Origin of the sequence: Salinarimonas chemoclinalis (assembly GCF_041514305.1) — a bacterium.
Classification (GTDB): domain Bacteria; phylum Pseudomonadota; class Alphaproteobacteria; order Rhizobiales; family Beijerinckiaceae; genus Salinarimonas; species Salinarimonas chemoclinalis.
Genome location: NZ_JBGMWH010000012.1, coordinates 26,248 through 48,115 on the forward strand (window position 1 = coordinate 26,248; position 21,868 = coordinate 48,115).

The 21,868-nt window shown below is 72.6% G+C and carries 16 protein-coding genes; 11 read left to right on the forward strand and 5 right to left on the reverse strand.

Features of this window, described 5'->3' with window-relative positions; translation table 11 throughout:
* Positions 1 to 9 precede the first annotated feature (9 nt).
* A complete protein-coding gene (locus tag AB9M23_RS16680; protein ID WP_372425699.1) occupies positions 10 to 1,236 on the reverse strand; it encodes a DNA glycosylase AlkZ-like family protein in 1,227 nt (408 codons plus the stop codon).
* A 225-nt stretch (positions 1,237 to 1,461) separates the two neighbouring features.
* Here AB9M23_RS16680 and AB9M23_RS16685 point away from each other — a divergent pair, with 225 nt between their 5' ends.
* Together AB9M23_RS16685 and AB9M23_RS16690 are read left to right on the forward strand one after the other, a co-directional pair.
* On the forward strand, positions 1,462 to 3,486 hold the full coding sequence (locus tag AB9M23_RS16685; RefSeq protein WP_372425700.1) for an elongation factor G: 2,025 nt from the start codon (positions 1,462 to 1,464) through the stop codon (positions 3,484 to 3,486).
* 272 nt (positions 3,487 to 3,758) lie between these two features.
* Positions 3,759 to 3,980 (forward strand): hypothetical protein, encoded by a 222-nt coding sequence (locus AB9M23_RS16690; RefSeq protein WP_372425701.1) that lies wholly within the window; start codon positions 3,759 to 3,761, stop codon positions 3,978 to 3,980.
* Between the two features lie 7 nt (positions 3,981 to 3,987).
* Here AB9M23_RS16690 and AB9M23_RS16695 read toward each other — a convergent pair whose 3' ends face one another.
* The gene (locus tag AB9M23_RS16695; protein WP_372425702.1) at positions 3,988 to 6,954 is read right to left on the reverse strand and encodes a bifunctional diguanylate cyclase/phosphodiesterase; all 2,967 of its coding nucleotides are present in this window, start codon (positions 6,952 to 6,954) and stop codon (positions 3,988 to 3,990) included.
* Positions 6,955 to 7,058: 104 nt separating this feature from the next.
* Positions 7,059 to 7,592 carry a tRNA (N6-threonylcarbamoyladenosine(37)-N6)-methyltransferase TrmO gene (tsaA, locus tag AB9M23_RS16700; protein WP_372425703.1) on the reverse strand — a complete coding sequence of 178 codons (534 nt, stop codon included), beginning with the start codon at positions 7,590 to 7,592 and terminating at the stop codon, positions 7,059 to 7,061.
* A gap of 179 nt (positions 7,593 to 7,771) precedes the next feature.
* On the opposite strand from tsaA, the gene AB9M23_RS16705 reads away from it, so the two are divergent.
* Positions 7,772 to 9,268, forward strand: a complete 1,497-nt coding sequence (locus AB9M23_RS16705; protein ID WP_372425704.1) for an AMP nucleosidase — start codon at positions 7,772 to 7,774, stop codon at positions 9,266 to 9,268.
* A gap of 4 nt (positions 9,269 to 9,272) precedes the next feature.
* Here AB9M23_RS16705 and AB9M23_RS16710 read toward each other — a convergent pair whose 3' ends face one another.
* Positions 9,273 to 10,049, reverse strand: a complete 777-nt coding sequence (locus tag AB9M23_RS16710; protein ID WP_372425705.1) for a DeoR/GlpR family DNA-binding transcription regulator — start codon at positions 10,047 to 10,049, stop codon at positions 9,273 to 9,275.
* A 115-nt stretch (positions 10,050 to 10,164) separates the two neighbouring features.
* On the opposite strand from AB9M23_RS16710, the gene AB9M23_RS16715 reads away from it, so the two are divergent.
* From AB9M23_RS16715 to AB9M23_RS16735, 5 genes are all read left to right on the forward strand, one after another.
* A complete protein-coding gene (locus AB9M23_RS16715) occupies positions 10,165 to 10,815 on the forward strand; it encodes an SLOG cluster 4 domain-containing protein (RefSeq protein WP_372425706.1) in 651 nt (216 codons plus the stop codon).
* Positions 10,816 to 11,154: 339 nt separating this feature from the next.
* A complete protein-coding gene (locus tag AB9M23_RS16720; RefSeq protein ID WP_372425707.1) occupies positions 11,155 to 12,279 on the forward strand; it encodes an ABC transporter ATP-binding protein in 1,125 nt (374 codons plus the stop codon).
* A complete protein-coding gene (locus AB9M23_RS16725) occupies positions 12,276 to 13,178 on the forward strand; it encodes a carbohydrate ABC transporter permease (RefSeq protein ID WP_372425708.1) in 903 nt (300 codons plus the stop codon). Before AB9M23_RS16720 ends, AB9M23_RS16725 begins: the two co-directional genes overlap by 4 nt.
* Positions 13,175 to 14,005 carry a carbohydrate ABC transporter permease gene (locus AB9M23_RS16730; RefSeq protein ID WP_372425709.1) on the forward strand — a complete coding sequence of 277 codons (831 nt, stop codon included), beginning with the start codon at positions 13,175 to 13,177 and terminating at the stop codon, positions 14,003 to 14,005. Before AB9M23_RS16725 ends, AB9M23_RS16730 begins: the two co-directional genes overlap by 4 nt.
* A gap of 65 nt (positions 14,006 to 14,070) precedes the next feature.
* Positions 14,071 to 15,330 carry an extracellular solute-binding protein gene (locus AB9M23_RS16735; protein ID WP_372425710.1) on the forward strand — a complete coding sequence of 420 codons (1,260 nt, stop codon included), beginning with the start codon at positions 14,071 to 14,073 and terminating at the stop codon, positions 15,328 to 15,330.
* Positions 15,331 to 15,462: 132 nt separating this feature from the next.
* Here AB9M23_RS16735 and argH read toward each other — a convergent pair whose 3' ends face one another.
* A complete protein-coding gene (argH, locus tag AB9M23_RS16740; RefSeq protein ID WP_372425711.1) occupies positions 15,463 to 16,863 on the reverse strand; it encodes an argininosuccinate lyase in 1,401 nt (466 codons plus the stop codon).
* Positions 16,864 to 16,891: 28 nt separating this feature from the next.
* On the opposite strand from argH, the gene tlpA reads away from it, so the two are divergent.
* From tlpA to AB9M23_RS16755, 3 genes are all read left to right on the forward strand, one after another.
* A complete protein-coding gene (tlpA, locus tag AB9M23_RS16745; protein ID WP_372425712.1) occupies positions 16,892 to 17,554 on the forward strand; it encodes a thiol:disulfide interchange protein TlpA in 663 nt (220 codons plus the stop codon).
* 324 nt (positions 17,555 to 17,878) lie between these two features.
* Positions 17,879 to 19,621, forward strand: coding sequence for an NAD+ synthase (locus tag AB9M23_RS16750; RefSeq protein ID WP_372425713.1), 1,743 nt, complete (start codon positions 17,879 to 17,881; stop codon positions 19,619 to 19,621).
* Positions 19,622 to 19,919: 298 nt separating this feature from the next.
* A complete protein-coding gene (locus tag AB9M23_RS16755; protein WP_372425714.1) occupies positions 19,920 to 21,830 on the forward strand; it encodes a hypothetical protein in 1,911 nt (636 codons plus the stop codon).
* Positions 21,831 to 21,868 lie beyond the last annotated feature (38 nt).

Here is a 21,868-nt window from a genome sequence, read left to right on the forward strand (position 1 = left end):
GCCATCGGCTCACGACCCGGGCGCCGCCACCCGCCCGATCACCGCCTTGCGCATCGCCGCGTCGATGCGCGCGTGCGCGCTCACGCGCTCGGCGCCGACGAGGCCGGCGAGGCGGTGGAGCGCCGCGCGCAGGGGCTCGCGTTCCGTCCAGGGCACGGCCTCGAGCCGTTCCACCATCAGCCGTCGGCCCTCGACGAGGCGCAGGTCGACGATGCCGGCGAAGCGGGCACGGTGCACGAGCGGCATGGCGAAGTAGAAGCTGCGCTCACGCCTGGGCTTGTAGGCCTCGAACAGGAAACGCCGACCGAACAGGCGCGCGAAGCGCGGGCGGTCGAAGAGCAGGTTGTCGAGCGGCGGGACGATCCGCATCGGGTCGTCTGGCGCCGGCGCGTCGCCCTCGGCGGCCGCGCGCAGGGCGTCGAGATCCTCCGCGAGCACGAGGTGCGCCACCGGCTCGCCGTCGACGACGACCTCCACCGGCACGGCGCCGATCCGGTCGAGCGCGGCGTGGGTGAGCGTGCGCAGGCGCTCCCTGCGCGCGTCCCCGCGCCAGGGGCCGGCGTGATGCTGCACGCGCTCGACGAGCGCGTCGGGGGTGGCGAGGCGCAGGACCTCGAGCGCGTAGCGGGCGAGGTCGGCGACCGCCGCCTCGTCGAGCGGGCCGGGAACGACGGGCTCGCAGGCGTCGGGATGCAGGCGCTCGGTCAGGTCGAACACCCGCTCGAAGGAGCGGGAACGCCCGGCGATCTGGAGGCGCCCGGCGAGATGGAGCCGCTCCAGCGCGATCGTCGTCGCCTTGAGCGTGTCGAAGCCGCCTGGCACGCGCAGGCTGTCGAAGTCGCGCGCCTTGGCCGGTCCGTGCGCGCGGATCCGGTCGAGGACGCGCTCCTCCAGCGCGGCGACCTCGGCGTCGCTCATGCCGGCGATGCGGTAGCGGCCGGCGCGGTGGGCCATTCCCTCCATGAAGCGGCGACGCCAGGCGCTGCGCACGAGGTGGACCGGGTAGTGCTGCTCGACGAAGCCGCCCGGCCCGTAGACCCGCGCGTCGAAACCGCGGGTCGGCACGTCGGCGCGCGCGGCGAGAACGAGCTCGTGATTGCGCCCGCCGGCGATGCGGATCGTGTCGATCTGCACCATGCCGAGCCGCGCGAGCGGCGCCGCGTCCACCCAATGCGCGCCCGCGAGCCCCAGCCGCTCGCACAGGAACCGCCGCGCCGCCTCCGCCTCGATCCGCATGCCGCCTCCCGGTTCGACCACCCGCAACCCGGCCGCTGATTCGCCCGGCCACCGCAATGCCGCGAGCCTAGCCCGACGCGACCCCCACCGCAGCCCGGTTCCGCTGAATTCCGGATGTCGGCGGGGCTTGCCAAGCGCGGTCGACCGGCAGAGCATGGACGGGCGAAGGCAAGCGCCCGCGAGAAGGCGCGTCCCCGAAGCGGGGCGAAACGCGGGAGGTCACCCATGCCGGACACGGAGATCAGCGGCGGCGCGGCACGGTGCGTCGCCATCGTCGGCCCATTCCAGAGCGGCAAGACGACGCTCATGGAGAGCCTGCTCGAGCGCGCGGGCGCCATCGCGCGCGCCGGCTCCGTCGCGGCGGGAACGAGCGTGGGGGGCTCGAGCCGCGAGGCGCGCGCCCACGCCATGAGCACCGAGCTCGATTTCGCCGGCGCAGATTTCCTCGGCGAGACGTTCCACTTCGTCGACTGCCCCGGCTCCGTCGAACTCGCCCAGGACATGCGCGCGGTCCTGCCCGCCTGCGACGCGGCGATCGTCGTGTGCGAGGCCGACGAGCGCAAGATCCCGGCGCTCGAGCCGATCCTGCGGGAGCTGGAGGAGGCGGACGTGCCGCGCTTCCTCTTCCTCAACAAGATCGACACCGCCGCCCAGCGCGTGCGCGACACGCTGGCGCTGCTCCAGCGCGCCTCGCGCACGCCCCTGCTCCTGCGCCAGATCCCGATTTGGAAGGACGGCATCGCGGTGGGCTTCGTCGACCTCGCCCTCGAGCGCGCCTTCATCTACCGCGAGCACGCGCCGAGCCGCGTCGTCGAAGGCTCGGACACGGCGCCGCCGGACGCGCGAGACGCGCGCTTCCAGATGCTGGAACGGCTCGCCGACTACGACGACGCGCTGATGGAGGAGCTCCTCTCCGACATCGAGCCGCCGCGCGACCGCGTCTTCGACGACCTCGCCCGCGAGCTGCGCGAGCGCCACGTGGTGCCCGTCCTGTTCGGCTCGGCCGAGCACGGCAACGGCGTGACGCGCCTCCTCAAGGCGCTGCGCCACGAGGCGCCGCGCCTGCCGCAGACGCGCGCCCGCCTCGGCGTCTCCCCCGAGGGCCCGCCGCTCGCCCAGGTGATCGCGACCCGCCACACGGGCCACGCAGGCAAGCTCTCCGTCGCGCGCGTGCTGCGCGGCCGCATCGCCGAGGGCGATGGCGTCGTCGGCTCGCGCGGCGCGTCCGCACGCGTCGCCGGCGTCGCCGCCCTGTGCGGCGAGGCGAGCCGGCGCATCGGCGAGGCGGGCGAGGGCGCCCTCGTCGGGCTCGCCAGGCTCGACACGGTCGTCACGGGGGAGAGCGTCCAGGTGGGCCGCGAGCGGCCGGACGCCGTCGCCACCGTGGTCGCGCCGGACCCCGTCCACGTGCGCGTGGTGCGCGTGCCCGACCGCAAGGACGAGGCGAAGCTCGCCGCCTGCCTGGCCAGGCTCCGCGACGAGGACCCCGCCCTCGTCGTGCGCCAGGACGCCGACACCGGTGCGCTGCGGATCATGGGCCAGGGCGAGATCCACCTGCGGCTGGCGGTCGAGCGGCTCGCGAGCCGCTTCGGTCTCGCGGTCGAGACCGAGGCACCCGCGATCGCCTATCGCGAGACGATCCGCCGCCCGGCGAGCGCGCGGGCGCGCCACAGGAAGCAGACCGGCGGGCACGGCCAGTTCGCCGACGTCGCCGTCACGGTCGCGCCGCTGCCCCGTGGCGAGGGCTTCGCCTTCGCCGACACGATCACCGGCGGCGTCGTGCCCAGGCAATGGATCCCCTCGGTGAAGGCGGGCGCGCAGGCCGCGCTCGCGAGCGGACCACAGGGCCATCCCGTCGTCGACGTGGCGGTGACACTCGAAGACGGCGGCTGGCACGCGGTCGACTCGTCCGACGCCGCCTTCCAGGCCGCCGGTCGCGCGGCCGTCGCGCGGGCGCTCGCGGAGGCCGGGACGACCGTGCTCGAGCCCGTGCTCGCGGTGGAGATCGTCGCGCCGTCGGACGCCATCTCGAAGGCGACGCAGCTCGTCTGCGCGCGGCGCGGCCAGATCCAGGCCTACGCGCCGCGCCCGGGCTGGGAGGGCTGGGACGTGCTCGGCGCGCTCCTGCCCGAGGCGGAGATGGACGGGTTCATCGTCGACCTGCGCTCGCTCACCGCGGGCGTCGGCACCTTCCGCGCCCGCTTCGATCACATGGTGGAGGTGGTCGACAAGGCGGCGCGGACGGGCTGAGGGGCGAAGCGCGTCCGGCGGGAGTGCGCAAACGCGATTTCCCGCATGGGGCGGAGGTCCCGCGATGCGCGATGGACACCGGGCGTGCCGTCGCTAGCGCCTGCAGCCGCGCCGATCCGGCGCGCTCCTTTCCGAAAGCAACCCCGGTGACTCCCAGCTTCCCGCACCCCGCGCGCGCCCTCGGCGCCTGCGCGCTTCTCCTCGCCGCCACGTTCGTCCCCGGCGCCGCCCTCGCGCAGAACCGGGTCGTCTAGATCGTCAACCACACCGGCGTGACGATGATGGAGTTCTACGCCTCCAACGTCGATCGCTCGAGCTGGGAGGAGGACATCCTCGGCATGGACGTCCTCGGCAGCGGCTACTCGGTCGACGTCGACATCGACGACGGCTCCGGGCAGTGCCTGTTCGACTTCCGCGCGGTCTTCGCGGACGGCGACGAGGTCGTCGACAGCCGGGTCAACGTCTGCGAGATCTCGACCTTCACCTACGAGTGAGGCCCCCTCACGCCGCCCGCTGCGCCAGCCGCGCACGGGCGGCCTCCGCCGTGCCCGGGCGGCCGATCAGCCAGCCCTGCGCCTCGGCGCATCCCTCCGCGCGCACCCGCTCGAGCTGCGCCTGCGTCTCGATCCCCTCCGCCGTGATGGCGATGCCGAGCCGTGCGCCGAGCCCGACGATGGCACGCACGATCGCCGCCGTGTCCGGATCCTCCATGTCGCGGATGAAGGACCGGTCGATCTTGATGCGGTCGAAGGCGAAGCGGCGCAGGTAGGACAGGGACGAATAGCCGGTGCCGAAGTCGTCGAGCGCGATGCGCACGCCGAGCGCGCGCAGCGCGCGGAGCTGGCGCATCACCGCCGCGTCGTCGCCGATCAGCACCGTCTCCGTGATCTCGAGTTCCAGCCGCGAGGCCGGAAGCCCGGAGCGGGCGAGCGCGTCCTCGACCTTCGCGACGAGATCGTCGCTCTCGAACTGGGCGGGGGAGACGTTGACGGCGACCCGCGTCGGCGCAGGCCAGGTCGCGGCGACCGCGCAGGCACGCCGCAGCACGAACTCGCCGAGCTCCGCGATGAGCTTGGCCTGCTCGGCGAGCGGCACGAACCGGTCCGGCGGGATCTGCCCGCGGGTGGGGTGCGTCCAGCGCGCCAGCGCCTCGAATCCGGCGACCGCGCCGGTCTCGAGGTCGAGCGCCGGCTGGAAGTGCAGGTCGAGCTCCTCGCGGGCGATCGCCTCGCGCAGGTCGATCTCGAGTTCCTGGCGCTCGCGCTCGCTCGCGTCCATCGCCGGCTCGAAGAAGCGCACCGTCGAGCGCCCCTCGCCCTTGGCGCGGTAGAGCGCGAGGTCGGCGCTCTTGAAGAGCTGGTCGGCGTCCATGCCGTCGTGCGGCGCCATGGCGACGCCGATGCTCAGGCCCACCGACAGGTCGCGGCCCGCGAGCGAGACCGGCGTCGCGAAGGCCTGGGAGATGCGCTGGGCCAGCGAGCGCGCGGCCTCGGGCTGCTGTGCGCCGATCTGGAGGACGGCGAACTCGTCCCCGCCGAGCCGGGCGACGACGTCGCTCGCGCGCACCTGGCCGACGAGCCGGCCCGCCACCGCCTTGAGCAGGGCGTCGCCGACGGGGTGCCCGAGCGTGTCGTTGACGGCCTTGAAGCGGTCGAGGTCGATGCACACGAGCGCGACGCTCTCGTCCGTCTTCGCCGCCGCCTCGAGCGCCTCGTCGAGGCGCTCGCGGAAATGCGCGCGGTTGGGCAGGTCGGTGAGCCCGTCGTGGCGGGCCATCCGCTCGGCGCGATGCTCCGCCTCCTTTCGGTCGGTGATGTCGGTGTGGGTGCCGACCATGCGCATGGCCCGGCCCGCGGTGTCGCGGGAGACCACCTTGCCGCGGTCGAGGATCCAGCGCCAGGAGCCGTCCTTGTGGCGCACCCGGTGCTCGCTCGCGTAGAGCGCGGTCGCGCCCTCGAGATGCTCGGAAACGCGCGCCTCGACCGCGTCGCGATCCTCGGGATGGATCAGCGCCTGCCAGCTCGAGACGTGGGCGGGCACCTCGTCGCGACGATAGCCGAGCATCTGGGCCCAGCGCTCGCTGTGCCAGCCGTCGCCGGTGCGCAGGTCCCAGTCCCAGATGCCCTCGTTCGTCGCCTCGAGCGCGTAGGCGAGCCGCTCCTCGCTGGCGCGCAGCCGCGCCTCGGAGCGGCGCATCGCGTCCTCGACGAGCTTGCGCTCGGTGATGTCGATGTTGAGCCCGAGCACGCGCTCGCCGCCGGTGTCGGGATCGCGGCTCGGGCGTCCCACCGCCATGATCCAGCGTGTCCGGCCGCTCGGGAGGCGCACGCGGAACTCGGTGGCGTAGGAGCGCCCCGTGGCCAGGGCGGCGGTGCGGGCCCGCAGCACGCGCTCGTGGTCGTCGGGATGCATCAGCGCCTGGAAGGCCTCGCCGGGAAGCGTGTCCGGCGCGTCCTCGGGCAGGCCCAGCAGGCGCTTGCTCTCGCGGGAGATCCGCGAGGAGCCCGAGGCGACGTCGCGCTCGAACCAGCCGGCGCCGCCGGCCTCCAGCGCGAGCTCGAGCAGCTCCGTCGTGCGCGCGAGGCGCTCGCGGTCGCGCAGGATGTCGTCGATGTCGAGCGAGGCGGCGAGCCACTCGACGACGCGACCGTCCGCCGCGCGCCGGATCGGGCTCAGCGTCAGCCGGTGCCAGCGATAGACGCCGTCGTGACGGCGCAGGCGCCCCTCCGTCTCGACGAACGAGCCCGACTCGATCGCGGCCGAACGCAACGCGGTGAGACGGGCGTCGTCGTCGGGATGGCGCAGCGCCACCCGCGAGGAGAGCGAGCCGAGCTCGCCGCCGTGATACTCGCGCAGGCGGGCGTTCTCGAAGACCGTGCGACCGTTCCCGTCGGTGATCCAGACCTTGTGGGGCAGCGCCTCGGCCAGCGCCCGATAGCGGGCCTCCGCCGCGGCGACGCACGCGTCCCGGTCCGCCTCCACCTCCCGCCGCCGGGCGCGCAGCGCCTCGACCACCATCGCGGCGCAGTCCTTCAGCGCCGCGAGCGCGTCCGCGCCGAGCCTGCGCGGGCGCGTGTCGATGACGCAGACGGTACCCACGCGGATGCCTGGATCGAGAACGAGCGGCACCGCGGCGTAGAAGCGCACGCCCGGCTCCCCGGTGACGAGCGGGTTGTCGCGAAAGCGCGGGTCGGAGGTGGTGTCCTCGACGACGAGGGGCGCGTCCGAGAGGATGGTGTGGGCGCACAAGGAGATCTCGCGGGGCGTCTCACGGACGTCCAGGCCGTGATGCGCCTTGAACCATTGCCGGTGCTCGTCCACGACCGTGACGAGCGCGATCGGCGTCCCGACGATCCGCGCGGCCGTGCGGCACGCCGCGTCGAAGCCGACCTCCGCCTCGGTGTCGAGGATGCGCAGTGCCCTGACGGCCGCGAGCCTTTCGGCTTCGTTCGCCGGAAACGGAACCATGACCACCCCTGCTGGAGCGCTCCAAGCGTGGAGACGCCCATCCGAGATCGATCCTGCCGCTCAAAAGGTTTTATGTTGGTTATTGACCGGAGAAAAACCGCGTCTCAGCGGGTTCTCCCGTGTTCTCTCGTCGCCGTATCCGCAGTTTTCCAACCGAAGCTGGCATCGGGATGGGAATCGATACTAGGCAGGTACGGCTTGATATCGATCAGAGGTGTGCCGTCCAGGCAATCGAGCCCGCGGACATGGAGTTTCGTGCCGTCGATCCGCTCGAGGCGCACGCAGGAGAGCGCGATCGGGTTGGGCCGCGCCGGCGAGCGCAGGGCGAAGACGCCGCGCGGCGCGCCGTGGCTGCGCGGGCGCTGGACCACGAGATCGCGCGCGGCCAGGTCCATCCAGTAGAGCACGATCACGTGGGAGAAGTTCCCGAGATCGGCGAGCCCGCCGGAGAAGCGTGGATCGAGGGCGATCGTGCACTGCGCGTCGGTGGCGGCGGGGTTCTTGGGGCAGTCCTCCCGGCGGGTCCAGGGCGTGTGGATGCGCCCGATGAAGTAGACGCCCGCATCGGTGCGCTCCGGGAGCGCGACCCCCACCTCGCCCGGACGCTGCGCGCCCCCGTCCTCGTCCGTCGCGCTCACGTCGGATCTCCTTCCTCCCGCGCGCCCTCGCGGGTGCGTCCCGTCTTCGTCTTGCGCCCGTCGCCGGGCCTTGCCACAAGGAACGACGCGGCACGCGGTGGCAAGAGGAGACGCGCATCCTCTCCGTCGCGCGGCGGAGGACCGGCGTGCGCCGGCGCGAGATGCGGACGGAGGGGATCATGGCCGAGACGGGGACCGGAGCGACGCACGCGCGGCGAGTCGAGGCCTGCGCCGGCGCCGAGGAGGCGGTGGCGCGGCTCGGCGCGCTCTACGACGGCGCGGCGGACGCGCTGCGGGAGGCGGTCGCGCGCTTCGTCCACGGCGGCGCGCCGCCGACACCGGAGGAGCGCGCCCGCTTCCGCTACCCGCTCCTGCGCGTCGTCCACGCCGGCGACGGCGCGCCGCCGCGCACCGAGCGCGCCTACGCCAAACTGCAGGCGACGGGTCTCTACGAGACCACGCTGACCCACCCGGCCCAGTTCCGCACCTACCTGCTCGAGCAGTTGCGCCCCCTCGTCTCCGAGTACGGCGTGCGCCTCGAGGTCGGGCTCTCCGAGCAGGAAATCCCCTACCCCTACGTGCTCGAGCGCGGCGACGAGCTCTCCCACGGGGTCGTCACCGCGAGCGACCTCGCCCAGCATTTCCCGACCCCGGCGCTCGCCGAGGTGGGCGACGAGATCGCCGACGGGCTGTGGGACATCGACGAGGCGCCCGCGCGCCCGCTGGCGCTCTTCGACGCCGTGCGGGTGGACTACTCGCTGCGCCGCCTCGTGCACTACACGGGCTCGGACTGGCGGGCCGTCCAGCCCTGGATCCTGCTGACGAACTACCACCGCTACGTCGACCAGTTCGTGCAGTGGAGCCTCGGCGAGCTGGCGCGCGAGGGCAGCCCCTACACGCGCCTCTCGCTGCCCGGAGGCATCGTCGTCGAGCGCGCGGACGCCGCCGCCGAGAGCGCCGAGAGCCTGATGACGCGCTCGCCCTGGCACCGCTACCAGATGCCGGCCTACCACCTCGCGCGGGAAGACGGACACGGGGTCACGCTCGTCAACATCGGCGTCGGTCCCTCGAACGCCAAGACCATCTGCGATCACCTCGCGGTGCTGCGCCCGCATTGCTGGCTGATGGTCGGCCATTGCGGCGGCCTGCGCCAGTCGCAGACGATCGGCGACTACGTGCTCGCCCACGCCTACCTGCGCCAGGACCACATCCTCGACGCGCTGGTGCCGCCGGAGGTGCCGATCCCGGCGCTGGCCGAGGTGCAGATCGCGCTCCAGGACGCGGCCGCGCGGGTGACCGGGGAGAGCGGCGAGATGCTCAAGCGCCGGCTACGCACCGGCACCGTCGTCACCAACGACGACCGGAACTGGGAGCTGCGCTGGACGCAGGAGCGCCGCCGCTTCAACCTCTCGCGCGCCATCGCCATCGACATGGAGAGCGGCACCATCGCCGCCCAGGGCTACCGTCTGCGCGTGCCCTACGGCACGCTCTTGTGCGTTTCCGACAAGCCGCTGCACGGCGAGATCAAGCTGCCCGGCGCCGCGAGCGCCTTCTACCAGCGCGCCGTCGGCGAGCACCTGATGATCGGGCTGTCCGCCCTCGACATCCTGCGCGGGCAGAAGACCGCGCTGCATTCGCGCAAGCTCAGGTCCTTCGACGAGCCGCCCTTCCGCTGACGCCTCAGGCGAGCCGCACCCGCCCCGCGAAGGCGTCCGCCAGCGCGCCCTCGGGGACACGGTCGGTGACGAGGGCGACGAAGGCCTGCGCGGGCGCGATGCGCATCAGGGCCTCGCGGGCGAACTTGGTCGCGTCGGCGAGGACGAGCGCCTCGCGGGCGCGCTCCACGGCGAGGCGCTTCAGCGCCACCTTGTCGGGGTCGAAGTCGAGCGGCGCGCCGTCGGTGTCGAAGCCCGAGCAGCCGAGAAGGGCGACGTCGAGGCGCAGCCGCGCGAGCGCCTCGAGCGCCTCCGCCCCGACGAGCGAGCCGTCCGGCCCCCGCAGCTGGCCGCCGAGCACGCGCACGTCGGGGCCCTCGCGCGCCGCGCCGAGGATCGCCGCCACCGCGAGGCTGCTCGTGAACACCCGGCAATCGGTGCGATCCGCGAGCGCCCGCGCGGCCGCCTCCGCGGTGGTGCCGACGTCGACGAACACCGCCGCCCCGCGCGGCACCGCGGCGGCCGCGCACGCACCGATGCGCTCCTTGGCGGCGACGTGGATCGCCTGCTTCTCGGCATACGCCGGCCGCCGCCGCGGCTCGGGAAGGCCGGCGCCGCCGTGGAAGCGCTGGAGCACGCCGCGCTCGTCGAGCCGGATGATGTCGCGGCGGATGGTCTGGGCGGAGACGTCGAACTGGCGGGCGAGGTCCTCGATGGTGACGAATCCGCGCTCCTCGACGAGCGCGAGGATCTCGCGCTGGCGCGTCGTTGCGCCGTCCTCGACCGGCTCGATGGTGTCCATGCGACGCGCTCCCCATATCTGGAAGATTATTTACATCGTGCGTCGCTCCTGTCAAAAGGCGATCCCGTTCGGACGCGGGCACCCGGGAGGCGAGAGGGAGGATCGGATGGGGACGATGCCGCGAGACGCAAGGGAGACGACGCTTCGCCTGTGCCCGCGCAGCCGCCGGCTGCGGCGGCCGGGCGGAGCCTTCGACGCGTGGGCGCTGCGCTGGGAGATCTGCGCGGACCCGCTCCCCGACGCCGCCGATCTCTCGCCCGCCGACGCCTGCGCGGCGCTGCACGCGGCCGGCCCCGTGCGCGCCGTGCCGGTCGGCGTCATCGGCCCGAAGGTCGCGACCGAAAGCCAGGTCGAGACCGCCGGGCGGCTCGGCGCACGGATCGCGCAGCTCGGCCTCCAGCTCCTGTGCGGCGGCAAGAACGGCGTCATGGAAGCCGTCTGCCGCGGCAACCTCCAGGCCGGCGGACGGCCGATCGGCCTCGTGCCGGACGAGGAGTGGGACGCGTCGAACCCCTTCGTCGCCGTGCCGCTCGCCACAGGCATCGGCCCCGCGCGCAACGTCCTGATCGCGCGCGCCTCGTTCGCGCTGGTGGCGGTGGGCGGCGGCTACGGCACGCTCAGCGAGATGGCCTTCGGCCTGCATTTCGGCCGGCTCGTGCTCGCGCTGGACGACGCCCCCGCGGTGGACGGCGCGACCCGCTGCGCCGGCGTCGACGAGGTCTGCGACCGGCTGGCGCGGCGATTCCTCGGGGTGGCCGCCGTGTGAGGGGAAAAGGCGCAAGCGGCGATCGAGGTCGCCCCCTCTATGAAGGCCGCCGACGCTCTCCCCTCCCCCTCGTGGGGAGGGGCCGGGGGTGGGGGGCGTGCAGAACGATCTCGCCACCGATGAAGGGCGATTTCGGTAGCGACGGCCTGCATTCCTGTCGAACAGATCCTGGACGCCCCACACCCCCGGCCCCTCTCCACGAGGGAGAGGGGAGAACGTCGGCGCCCTGCATCGCGTCGCGCGAGCCCCTCGCAGGAGATCGTCCCCACGAGCGTCATAAAACTTACACCCAATCCCCGTATCTGACCGGTAGTTTACGGACACGTCGGGGGCTGGGGCATGATGGAGCTGCGGGAGGTGACGCGGCGCTTCGGCGAGACGGCCGTGCTCCACGGCGTCTCCCTCGCGGTTCCCGAGGGCAGCTTCACCTCGCTGCTCGGGCCGTCCGGCTGCGGCAAGTCGACGACGCTCAGGATCATGGCCGGCCTCGACCGGCCGACCTCCGGCCGGGTGCTGATGGACGGGCGCGACGTCGCCGAGCTGACGCCCGCCGAGCGCAATGTCGCCATGGTCTTCCAGTCCTACGCGCTCTATCCGCACCTCACGGTCGCGCAGAACATCGCGCTGCCGCTCGCCATGCGACACATGACCCGGCTCGAGCGCCTGCCCGCCCTCGACCGGCTCCTCCCCTCGGCGCGGGCGAAGCGCGCGGCGCACGCGAGGCGCGTCGCCGCCATCGCCGAGATGCTCGGCATCGAGGGGCTGCTCCATCGCAAGCCGGGCCAGCTGTCGGGCGGGCAGAAGCAGCGCGTCGCGGTCGGCCGCGCGCTGGTGCGCGACCCCGCGCTCTTCCTGCTGGACGAGCCGCTGTCGAACCTCGATGCGGCGCTGCGCGTGCAGATGCGCGCCGAGCTCGCCGCGCTCCACGAGCGCACGGGCCGGAGCTTCGTCTACGTCACGCACGACCAGGTCGAGGCGATGAGCATGTCCGACCGCGTCGCGGTGGTGCTCGCGGGCCGCATCGCCCAGGTCGGCGCGCCGCGTGATCTCTACGAGCGCCCCGAGAGCCGCGCGGTCGCGGCCTTCATCGGCGCGCAGCCGATCAACCTCGTCGAGGTGTCGCTGGCGCCCGGCGCGGTGTCCGGCCCCTTCGCCGGCTGGCGGCCCCGCGGCGCGGCGCTGCCGGCCCGCGCGGTGATCGGCATCCGCCCGGAGCACCTCGTCCCCGCCGAGCGCGGCGCGGTGCGCGCGCGGCTCGAGGCGGTCGAGTACCTCGGGGCCGAGACGCTGCTGCACCTGCGCGCCGCCGACGGTGCGGCGCTGCGGGCGCTCGCCCCCGGTGACTGGGCGCCGCCCGCGCCCGGGACGGAGATCGCGCTCGGATTCGACCCGAGCCGGGTCCACCTCTTCGACGCCGAGAGCGGCGCGCGCCTGGCGCTCGGCCTCGAGAGGGCGGCGGCATGAGGCTCCTCACGCGCTCCCGCCGCGAGGCGCTCACCGACCTCTGGCTCGCCGGCCCGGCGACGCTGATGATGATCGTGCTGATCTTCGTCCCCGTGCTGATCGTGGCGGTCTTGTCCTTCACGGACTACCAGTTCGGCGCCCGCAGCTTCCGCTGGATCGGCATCGACAACTACGTCACGCTCTTCACGGACCCGATCGGCCGGCGGGCGGTGACGAACACGCTGATCTACGTCGCCGTCGTCATTCCGTTCTCGATGGGTCTCGCCCTCCTCGTCGCCATCGCGCTCCACGAGATGGCGACGTGGTCGCGCACGCTCTCGAGCATCCTGCGCGCAGCCTACTTCCTGCCCGTGGCCGCCACCCTCGTGGCGATGGCGCTCGCATGGCAGATGCTGCTGCATCCCTCGATCGGGCTCTTCAACGCCACGCTGAGCAGCCTCGGCTTCCCGCGCCAGGACCTGCTCTCGGACCGCTCCCTCGTGCTCTACACGCTCGCCGCGATCGGGATCTGGCAGACGATCGGATACAACATGGTGCTGTTCCTCGCCGGCCTCGCGGCGATCCCGCAGCACCTCTACGACGCCGCCGCGGTGGACGGCGCCGAGCGGCCGTGGGAGCGGTTCTGGACCGTGACCTGGCCGATGCTCGGCCCCACCACCCTCTTCGTCGCGGTGATCACGGCGACGCAGTCCTTCCGCGTGTTCGAGACGGTCGCCACGCTCACCGACGGCGGCCCCGCCTTCGCGTCGGACACGCTCGTCTACGCGCTCTACCGGGAGGGCTTCGTCTACTTCAAGGCGGGCTACGCGAGCGCCATCACGATGGTGTTCTTCGCCTTCGTGCTGACGCTGACGCTCGCGCAGTTCCGCATCCTCGAGCGGCGGGTGCACTACCGATGATCCCGCGCCTCCTGCTCCGCCGGGCGGTCTCGACCACGCTCGTCCTCCTGGGCGCGGCGATCGTGCTCCTGCCCTTCGCGTGGATGCTCTCGGTCTCGCTGAAGCCCGCCGACGAGATCTTCTCCCGCGAGATCGCCTTCCTGCCCAGCCGCTTCGAGTGGGAGAACTACGTCGAGGCCTTCACCGCCGTCGACCTGACCCGCTACCTGATGAACGGCGTCGTCGTCTGCGCGGGCATCCTGGCCTTCCAGATCGTGTTCGCGGTGCCCTGCGCCTACGCGCTGGCGCAGCGGCGCTTCCGGGCGCGCACCCTCGTGTTCGGCATGGTGCTCGCCGGGCTGCTCGTGCCCTACCACGTCACCGCCATCCCGATCTTCCTCGGCCTCGCGCAGCTGCGGCTGCTCGACACCTACACCGCGCTGATCGCCCCCTTCGTCGCCTCCGTCTTCGGCATGTTCCTGTTTCGCCAGTTCTTCGCGCAGATCCCGTCGGACCTGTTCGAGGCGGCGCGGGTGGACGGGCTCTCCGAGACCGCGATCGTCTGGCGCATCGCCTTCCCGCTGGCCTGGCCGGCGGCGACCGCCTTCGCGGTCTTCTCGGTCACGGCGCACTGGAACGACCTGTTCTGGCCGCTCATCGCCACCTCCGACCGCGCGCTCGCGACCCCGCCGCGCGGCATCGTCTACTTCAACGACCAGGAATCCGGGTCCGACGTCGGCCCCCTGATGGCCGCGGCCGCCGTGGTCACGGCGCCCCTCGTGATCGGGTTCCTCGTCGCCCAGCGCGCCTTCACCCAGGGCCTCGCCGGAAGCGGGCTCAAGGGCTGAAAGACCGAAGAAGAACGCGAGAAGCGTCGAGGCTCGACGACACCACGGACCAGGAGACGACAGCGATGAGGACCTTCCTGACGGCGACCGCGCTCGCCCTGATCACCGCCGGCGCGGCGCAGGCGCAGACCACCCAGCTGCGCGTGCACTACTCCATCCCCACCATCTGGACGGATTCGAAGCGCGCCCTCGAGGCCGCCTTCGAAGCCGCGCATCCGCAGATCGACATCGTCTACGACGGCCCCGCCGAGAGCTACGAGGACGGCGTGCAGCGCCTCCTGCGCGAGTCCGTCGCCGGCAACCTGCCCGACGTCGCCTTCGTCGGCCTGAACCTGTGGCGCGTGCTGGAGGCCCGCGGCCTGCCGGTTCCGCTCGACGGCTTCCTCGGCGACGACGCGGCCTGGGCCGAGGCCGGCTACACGCCGGCTCTGCGCTCGCTCGGGCGCTACGAGGGCGTCCAGCACGCTCTCGCCACCTCCGGCTCGACGCTCGTGATGTACGTCAACCCCGAGCTCGTCGCGCAGGCGGGCGGGTCGATGGAGGACTTCCCCACCACGTTCGACGGCGTCATCGCCCTCGCGGCGCAGATCGACGCGCTGGGCGACGACATCGACGGCATCTGGATCCAGCGGCACGACTGGCGCTTCCAGTCCCTGCTGGGCTCGCACGGCGGGCGCCCGCTCACCGCCGACGAGAGCGACATCGCCTTCGACGACGCGGCCGGCTACGCGGCCGCGGAGCTGTTCGCGCGCTTCGCGTCGGAGGGCGGCATGCCGCGCTACGGCACCGACCAGGCGCGCCAGGCCTTCCCGGCCGGGACGCTGGGCATCATGCTCGAGTCCTCCTCGCTCCTCGCCCGCTTCGAGCAGGCGTCCGGCGAGAACTTCGACATCGTGGTGAAGCCGCTGCCCGTCGTCGCCGAGAACGCGGAGTCGGTCTACTTCCCCACCGGCGGCTCGGCCGTGGTGCTGCTGACCGAGGACGAGGCCAAGCAGCAGGCGGCGTGGGAGTGGATCTCCTTCGTCACCGGTCCCGAGGGGCAGAAGATCATCGTCGAGAACACCGGCTACGCGCCGGCGAACGGCATCGTGCTGGAGGACGAGGCCTATCTCGGCGCCTGGTACGAGGCGAACCCCAACGCCAAGATCGCCCACGAGCAGGTCGTGACCTACGGCGGCCCCTGGTACGCCTTCCCCGGCCCGGAGGGCGTCGCCGTCACCGACCTGATCGCGGCCTCCCTCGTCGAGATCACGGAAGGCGCCGAGCCGCGGGCGACCGTGGACGCGCTCGCCCGCACGCTGCGCGAGCGGCTCGGGATGAACTGAGCCGCCGTCCGGGGCGCCGAACCCCGAGATTCACCGTGCGCCCTCGGCGGAGCGGTTCGCGGGAGCCCACCGGCACCCGCGTCCCGTTCCCGCCGAGGGCGGTCCGTTCCGGGCGCGGCGTGGCGGCGGCGATCAGCCCCGGGCGCTCGCCTCCTTCGCGAGCTGCGCGAGCCAGCGCTCGGCCTGGCGCCTGACGTTCGCCGGCGCGGTGCCGCCCCAGCTCGTGCGGCTCTTCACCGACTTCTCGACGCCGAGCACGTCGAAGATCTCCTGCCCGATCCGCGGCTCGACTTCCTGCATCTCGGCGAGGGTGAGCTTCTCGAGCCCCACCCCTCGCTTCGCCGCGAGCCCGACGAGGCGGCCCGTCACGTGGTGCGCGTCGCGGAAGGGGAGGTCGAGCACGCGCACGAGCCAGTCGGCGAGATCGGTCGCGGTGGAGAAGCCCGCCCCCGCCCACTTCTTCATCGCCTTCGTATCGGGCTCGAGGTCACGGACCATGCCGCTCATCGCCGCGATGCACAGCGAGAGCGTCTGGAGCGCGTCGAACACGCCCTCCTTGTCCTCCTGCATGTCCTTCGAATAGGTCAGCGGCAGCCCCTTCATCACGACGAGGAGCCCCTGGAGCGCGCCGAGCACGCGCCCCGTCTTGCCGCGCACGAGCTCGGCGGCGTCGGGGTTTCGCTTCTGCGGCATGATCGAGGAGCCGGTGGTGAAGGCGTCCGAGAGCTTGATGAAGGCGAATTGCGGCGTCATCCACAAGGTGATCTCCTCGGCGAGCCGGGAGAGATGCACGGCGCAGATCGCGGCCGCCGCGAGCGTTTCGAGCGCGAAGTCGCGGTCCGAGACCGAATCGAGCGAGTTCGCGGTCGGCCGGTCGAAGCCGAGCGCCGCCGCCGTCATGGCGCGGTCGATGGGGAAGGACGTGCCGGCGAGCGCGGCGGCGCCGAGTGGGCACTCGTTCATGCGTCGACGCGCGTCCGCGAGCCGCCCGCGGTCGCGCGCGAGCATCTCGACATAGGCCAGGCAATGGTGCCCGAAGGTCACGGGCTGCGCCGACTGCAGGTGCGTGAAGCCCGGCATCACCGCGCCGGCGAAGGTCTGCGCCTTCTCGGCGAGCGCCTGCTGGAGCCCGGCGAGCTGGGCGTCGAGCGCGTCCACGGTGTCGCGCACCCACAGCCGCATGTCGGTGGCGACCTGGTCGTTGCGCGAGCGCGCGGTGTGGAGGCGCCCCGCCGCGGGCCCCACGATCTCGCGCAGGCGCGACTCCACGTTCATGTGGATGTCCTCGAGCGCCCGCGAGAACGTGAACGTTCCGGCCTCGATCTCGGCGAGAATCGACTTGAGACCGTCGGAAATCGCGCCCACATCCTGGGCGGACAGAATGCCGGTCTCGCCGAGCATCGCCGCGTGCGCGAGCGAGCCCCGGATGTCCTGGGCCGCGAGCCGCTTGTCGAAATCGATGGAGGCGTTGATCTCCTCCATGATCTCCGCCGGGCCGGTCTCGAACCGGCCGCCCCACATCCGATTGCTCACGCGTGACCTCTGAAGCTCGAGTATGCCGATGACCGACGAGACGAAATCCCATCGCCCGCGCGGGCTGCGCCGCGGCCCGATCGTGGTCGCGGGCGGCCTCGTCGTCGGCGCACTCGTAGCTTTCGCGCTCGTCTCCCGCAACAGCGAAGCCGTCGCCGAGGCCTGCATCCCCGCGCAGGAGACGCTCGCGCGCCTCGCGCCGACCGCCACCGGCGAGGTCGCGGCGGTGTCCGTGCACGCGACGCCCCGCCTCGCGCCGCAGATCGCGTTCTCGGGCCCGCAGGGCGAGCCGCTGACGCTCGCTGACTTCGCAGGCAAGGCGGTGCTCCTCAACCTCTGGGCCACCTGGTGCGCGCCCTGCCGCGAGGAGATGCCGGCGCTGGACGCCCTCCAGGAGACGTATGGTGGCGCGGATTTCGAGGTCGTGGCGATCAACGTCGACACCCGCCACCTCGACCGCCCCCGTGCCTGGCTCGAGGAGCACGGCATCGACGACCTCGCCTACTACGCCGAGAACGACGGCACGCTGATGCAGACCCTCCAGCGCTCGGGCCACGTCGTGGGCCTGCCGACGACGATCCTCGTGGACGGTGCGGGCTGCGAACTCGCCGTGCTCAAGGGTCCGGCGGAATGGGCGAGCGAGGACGCCTTCGCGATGATCCGCACCGCGCTCGGGCGCGAGGGCGGCTGAGGGGGTCGCGACCGTCGATGCCGAGCGCCGAGGTCCTCCCCTTCCCCTCGTGGGGAAGGGCGGGGGTGGGGGGCGTGCAGAACGATCTCCACGCCCATGCCCCACCACCACGTCCGCGCCCGCATCGACGTCGCCGCCCATCCTGCCCGCCCCACACCCCCAGCCCCTCTCCACGAGGGAGAGGGGAGCTCCCGAACGCGCGCCCTCGACGTCGCGGCGCGTCCTCCCAACCGCCGGGAACCGCATCCTCACCCTGCCGGTTGGGCACGACAGCCCTCAGCGCGCCCTTTGCCGTGACGCGGCGGCTGACGTAGATTGCCCGCCATGACCCGCACGACCTTCCGCATCGCCCTCGCGCAGCTCGACCCCACCCTCGGCGCCGTCGACGCCAACCTCGCCCTCGCCCGCAGGGCGCGGGCCGAGGCGGCGGCCGAGGGCGCGGACCTCGTCGTCTTCACCGAACTGTTCCTCGCCGGCTACCCGGCGGAGGACCTCGTCCTCAAGCCCGCCTTCCAGGACGCCTGCCGAAGCGCGCTCGAGAGCCTCGCGCGCGACACCGCCGACGGCGGCCCCGCGGTGCTCATCGGCCTCCCATTCGTGGAGGGCGGCACGCTCCACAATTCCTACGCCTATCTCGACGAGGGCCGCGTCGGGGCCGTGCGCCACAAGGTGGACCTCCCGAATTACGGCCCCTTCGACGAGAAGCGGGTGTTCGAACCCGGCCCGCTCCCCGGCCCGATCATGATCCGCGGCGTGCGCGTCGGCGCGCCGATCTGCGAGGACATCTGGGGCGAGGAGGTGGTCGAGTGCCTCGCGGAGACGGGGGCGGAGATCCTCGTCGTGCCAAACGGCTCGCCCTACTGGCGCGGCAAGACCGACGAGCGCTTCTCCATCGCCGCCGCGCGGGTGACCGAGAGCGGCCTCCCGATGATCTACGTGAACCAGGTCGGCGGCCAGGACGAGCTCGTCTTCGACGGCGCCTCCTTCCTGCTCCAGGCGGACTGCGCGCTGGCCGGCATGCTGCCGAGCTTCGCCGCGTGCGTCGTCACCACCACCTGGGAGCGCGGGCCGGACGGCTGGCGCTGCACGGACGCGCCCCGCGACGTCGCCCCCGAGGGCGCGCGGGCGGACTACGCCGCCTGTGTGCTGGGGCTGCGCGACTACGTCGAGAAGACGGGCTTCCCGGGCGTCGTGCTCGGCCTCTCGGGCGGCATCGATTCGGCCCTGTGCGCGGCGATGGCGGTCGACGCGCTCGGCCCCGAGCGCGTGCATTGCGTGATGTTGCCCTACCGCTACACCGCCTCGACCTCGCTCGAGGACGCCGCCGCCTGCGCGCGGGCGCTCGGCGTGCGCTACGACATTCTGCCGATCGCGGACGCGGTGGAGGGCGCCGAGCGCGTGCTCGCGCCGCTCTTCGCGGGCACCGAGCCCGGCGTCACCGAGGAGAACGTCCAGAGCCGCACCCGCGGCACGCTGCTCATGGCGATCTCGAACAAGTTCGGCGCCATGGTGGTGACCACGGGCAACAAGTCCGAGATGTCGGTGGGCTACTCCACCCTCTACGGCGACATGAACGGCGGCTTCAACCCGGTGAAGGACCTCTACAAGACCGAGGTCTTCGCCCTCTCGCACCTGCGCAACTCCTGGAAGCCGCCGGGCGCGCGGGGCCCCGACGGCGTCGTCATCCCCGAGCGGATCATCACCAAGCCCCCCACCGCCGAGCTGCGCGAGAACCAGACCGACCAGGATTCGCTGCCGCCCTACGACGTGCTCGACGACATCCTCGCGCTCCTCGTCGAGGGCGAGACCCGCATCTCCGACATCGTGGCGCGGGGCCACGACGCGGACGTGGTCCGCAAGGTCGAGCGGCTCCTCACCATCGCCGAGTACAAGCGCCGGCAGGCCGCGCCGGGCGTGAAGGTCACCCGCCGCAGCTTCGGCCGCGACCGCCGCTACCCGATCGTGAACCGCTTCCGGGACGCGGGGGAGCCGGCGTTCGCGGGGGACGCGAGCCTGTATCGGGACGGTGGTGCGGCCGGGGGGAGCCGGGTGGATCTGGATTTTTGAAGCATCCCGGCGCGTGGATCCCGAAGGGCGCGCGCCTCCGGCACGCCCGGGCCGTACGCCGCAGGGCGAACGTACCAGCACTTGAACCGATTCACGTCGATGACGAAGATCTTCTAGTGCCCTCCAGACGAATAGTAGCTTATATGTGATATAATTTTAAATTATCTTATTTGCGTTGATGTTATATAATCTTTCGTCTACAACATCTCCCGATACGAAGACGGCTTCACGATGGTCGCTGGGCGCCCGGCCGGGCGCGGAGATGCGCCCGCTCGCGAGCCATCGCACGGAGGTGATCATGACGACGCTCGATACCCGCCTCGACACCGCAACGACGGGAACCGGCCGGACCGGCCCGACCGACTTCGGCTTCGTGATGCCGCAGCCGACGCCCGGCGCCGGCGGCGTCGGAACCACCACCGGCACCGGCGGTCCCCTGATCGTCGCCCAGACCGCGCCGATCGACCTGATCGACGCCGCGCGCGAGGCGCTGACGCCGGATGCGCTGGTGTTCGGGGCGACGACGCCGCGCATGCCCGGCGGCGTCCCGGGTTTCCTCGCGCCCGCCGGCAACTTCGCCCTCTACGGCCTCGAGAACGGCAACTGGAGCTATTTCGGTGCGCGTCCGGTCCAGCCGCTGCCCTCGATCCCCACGCCCTGGGGGCCGATCCGGCAGGGCCTGTCGTACGTCGGCACCGCCGGCCAGGCGGCCGACGGCAGCTTCACCGACCAGGCCGGCGTGGGCTGGACCGCCGTCATCCCCTCCCCCTCGGGCGACATTCTGCTCTTCGCCAACTCGCGGCAGGACGCGCTGACGATCGGCAACGCGATCCAGGACCGCGGGAGGCACATCGTCAACGTCAACTTCGGCGCGGCCTACGCCCTCAACGACGGCGCGGCGCGGCTGCTCGCCACGAAGTTTCCCGGCGCCGCTCTCGTGATCGAGGGCGCCTCGCAGGTGACCGGCGCCAACGTCTGGGGCGGCGTCGGCTATTCCGAGGTGCCGATCCAGATGGTCATCGAGAACGGCGCCCCCAGCGCCCTGATCATCAACGGCAACGAGATCCCGATGGACCAGCTCGCCGCGCTCTTCGGCGACGAGATCGAGAGCCGCGCGCTCGGCGGCGGGTTCATGCCGTCGAGCCTGAACAACTCGGTGCTGCGCGACTTCGACCCCCGCTACACCAACCTGACGCAGGAGGGCTCGGACTGGGGGCAGGTGATCGAGCGCGCCTTCGAGCGCGGCGTCAGCGACCCCGCGCAGCAATACGCCCTGATGCTCCAGGCGCTCCAGAACCCGCAGGCCGTGTTCGGCGACCTGCCGCCCGAGGGACGCAAGGCCGCGCTCGTGCTCGTCAACGCCCTGCTCGGGCGCACCGACGAGGCCAACCGCCTCGCCGCCGAGCTCTACCCCTGGGACAACACGGTCGACGGCCTGCGCCCGCGCGGGCTCCAGACCCTGCGGATCGACGAGCTCGCCGCCCTCGACGGCGCGCGCGCCGGCGGGGAGCGGGTCTCCTACGGCTGGGTCGGCGTGCCGGGCATCGGCCAGGCGGAGCTGCGCTACGACCCCGTCGCCGAGCGCTACTCGGTGCACGGCCGCAACGGCGCCCAGCACCCTCTGCCGAACGCCGGCTCGCTGGAGGAGGCACGCGAGCAGGCCCGCGCCCTCATCCGCGGCGGCGGATTTTCGCCGGAGAACCTCCACCCGCTCGCCGGCCCGCCGGTGGCGAACATCCCCACCGATCAGCCGATCCGCATCGGCCAGGGCTGGGCCGGCGTGGAGGGCATCGGGCAGCTCGAGATTCGCTGGGATTCGCGCACCGGCGACTACTCGGCGCACGGACCCGGCGGCGCGCAGTACCCGCTCCGCGGTGCCGACACCCTCCAGGAGGCGCAGGCGCGCGTGCGCGCGATGATCGCCGGCGGCGGCGTGAGCCCGCAGAACATGTTCCCGCTCGCCGGCCCGCCGGTGGCGAACATCCCGACCGATCAGGCGACGCGGATCGGCCAGGGCTGGGCCGGCGTCGAGGGCATCGGCCAGCTCGAGATCCGCTGGGATTCGCGCACGGGCGACTACTCGGCGCACGGGCCGAACGGCGCCCAGTACCCGCTGCCCGACGTCCTCACCCTCGCCGAGGCGAAGGAGCGCGTGCGCGAGATGATCCGCAACGGCGGCGTCAGCCCGCAGAACATGTTCCCGCTCTGAGGCGATCCCGCACAAATCACGAGATCGCCCAAGTGATC

Excerpts from the sequence above, each read along its gene's own strand:
- AB9M23_RS16680 (WP_372425699.1), bottom strand. The coding sequence starts at position 1,236 with ATGCGGATCGAGGCGGAGGCGGCGCGGCGGTTCCTGTGCGAGCGGCTG.
- AB9M23_RS16685 (WP_372425700.1), top strand. The coding sequence starts at position 1,462 with ATGCCGGACACGGAGATCAGCGGCGGCGCGGCACGGTGCGTCGCCATC.
- AB9M23_RS16695 (WP_372425702.1), bottom strand. The coding sequence starts at position 6,954 with ATGGTTCCGTTTCCGGCGAACGAAGCCGAAAGGCTCGCGGCCGTCAGG.
- AB9M23_RS16705 (WP_372425704.1), top strand. The coding sequence starts at position 7,772 with ATGGCCGAGACGGGGACCGGAGCGACGCACGCGCGGCGAGTCGAGGCC.
- AB9M23_RS16710 (WP_372425705.1), bottom strand. The coding sequence starts at position 10,049 with ATGGACACCATCGAGCCGGTCGAGGACGGCGCAACGACGCGCCAGCGC.
- AB9M23_RS16715 (WP_372425706.1), top strand. The coding sequence starts at position 10,165 with ATGCCGCGAGACGCAAGGGAGACGACGCTTCGCCTGTGCCCGCGCAGC.
- AB9M23_RS16720 (WP_372425707.1), top strand. The coding sequence starts at position 11,155 with ATGATGGAGCTGCGGGAGGTGACGCGGCGCTTCGGCGAGACGGCCGTG.
- AB9M23_RS16725 (WP_372425708.1), top strand. The coding sequence starts at position 12,276 with ATGAGGCTCCTCACGCGCTCCCGCCGCGAGGCGCTCACCGACCTCTGG.
- AB9M23_RS16730 (WP_372425709.1), top strand. The coding sequence starts at position 13,175 with ATGATCCCGCGCCTCCTGCTCCGCCGGGCGGTCTCGACCACGCTCGTC.
- AB9M23_RS16735 (WP_372425710.1), top strand. The coding sequence starts at position 14,071 with ATGAGGACCTTCCTGACGGCGACCGCGCTCGCCCTGATCACCGCCGGC.
- tlpA (WP_372425712.1), top strand. The coding sequence starts at position 16,892 with ATGACCGACGAGACGAAATCCCATCGCCCGCGCGGGCTGCGCCGCGGC.
- AB9M23_RS16750 (WP_372425713.1), top strand. The coding sequence starts at position 17,879 with ATGACCCGCACGACCTTCCGCATCGCCCTCGCGCAGCTCGACCCCACC.
- AB9M23_RS16755 (WP_372425714.1), top strand. The coding sequence starts at position 19,920 with ATGACGACGCTCGATACCCGCCTCGACACCGCAACGACGGGAACCGGC.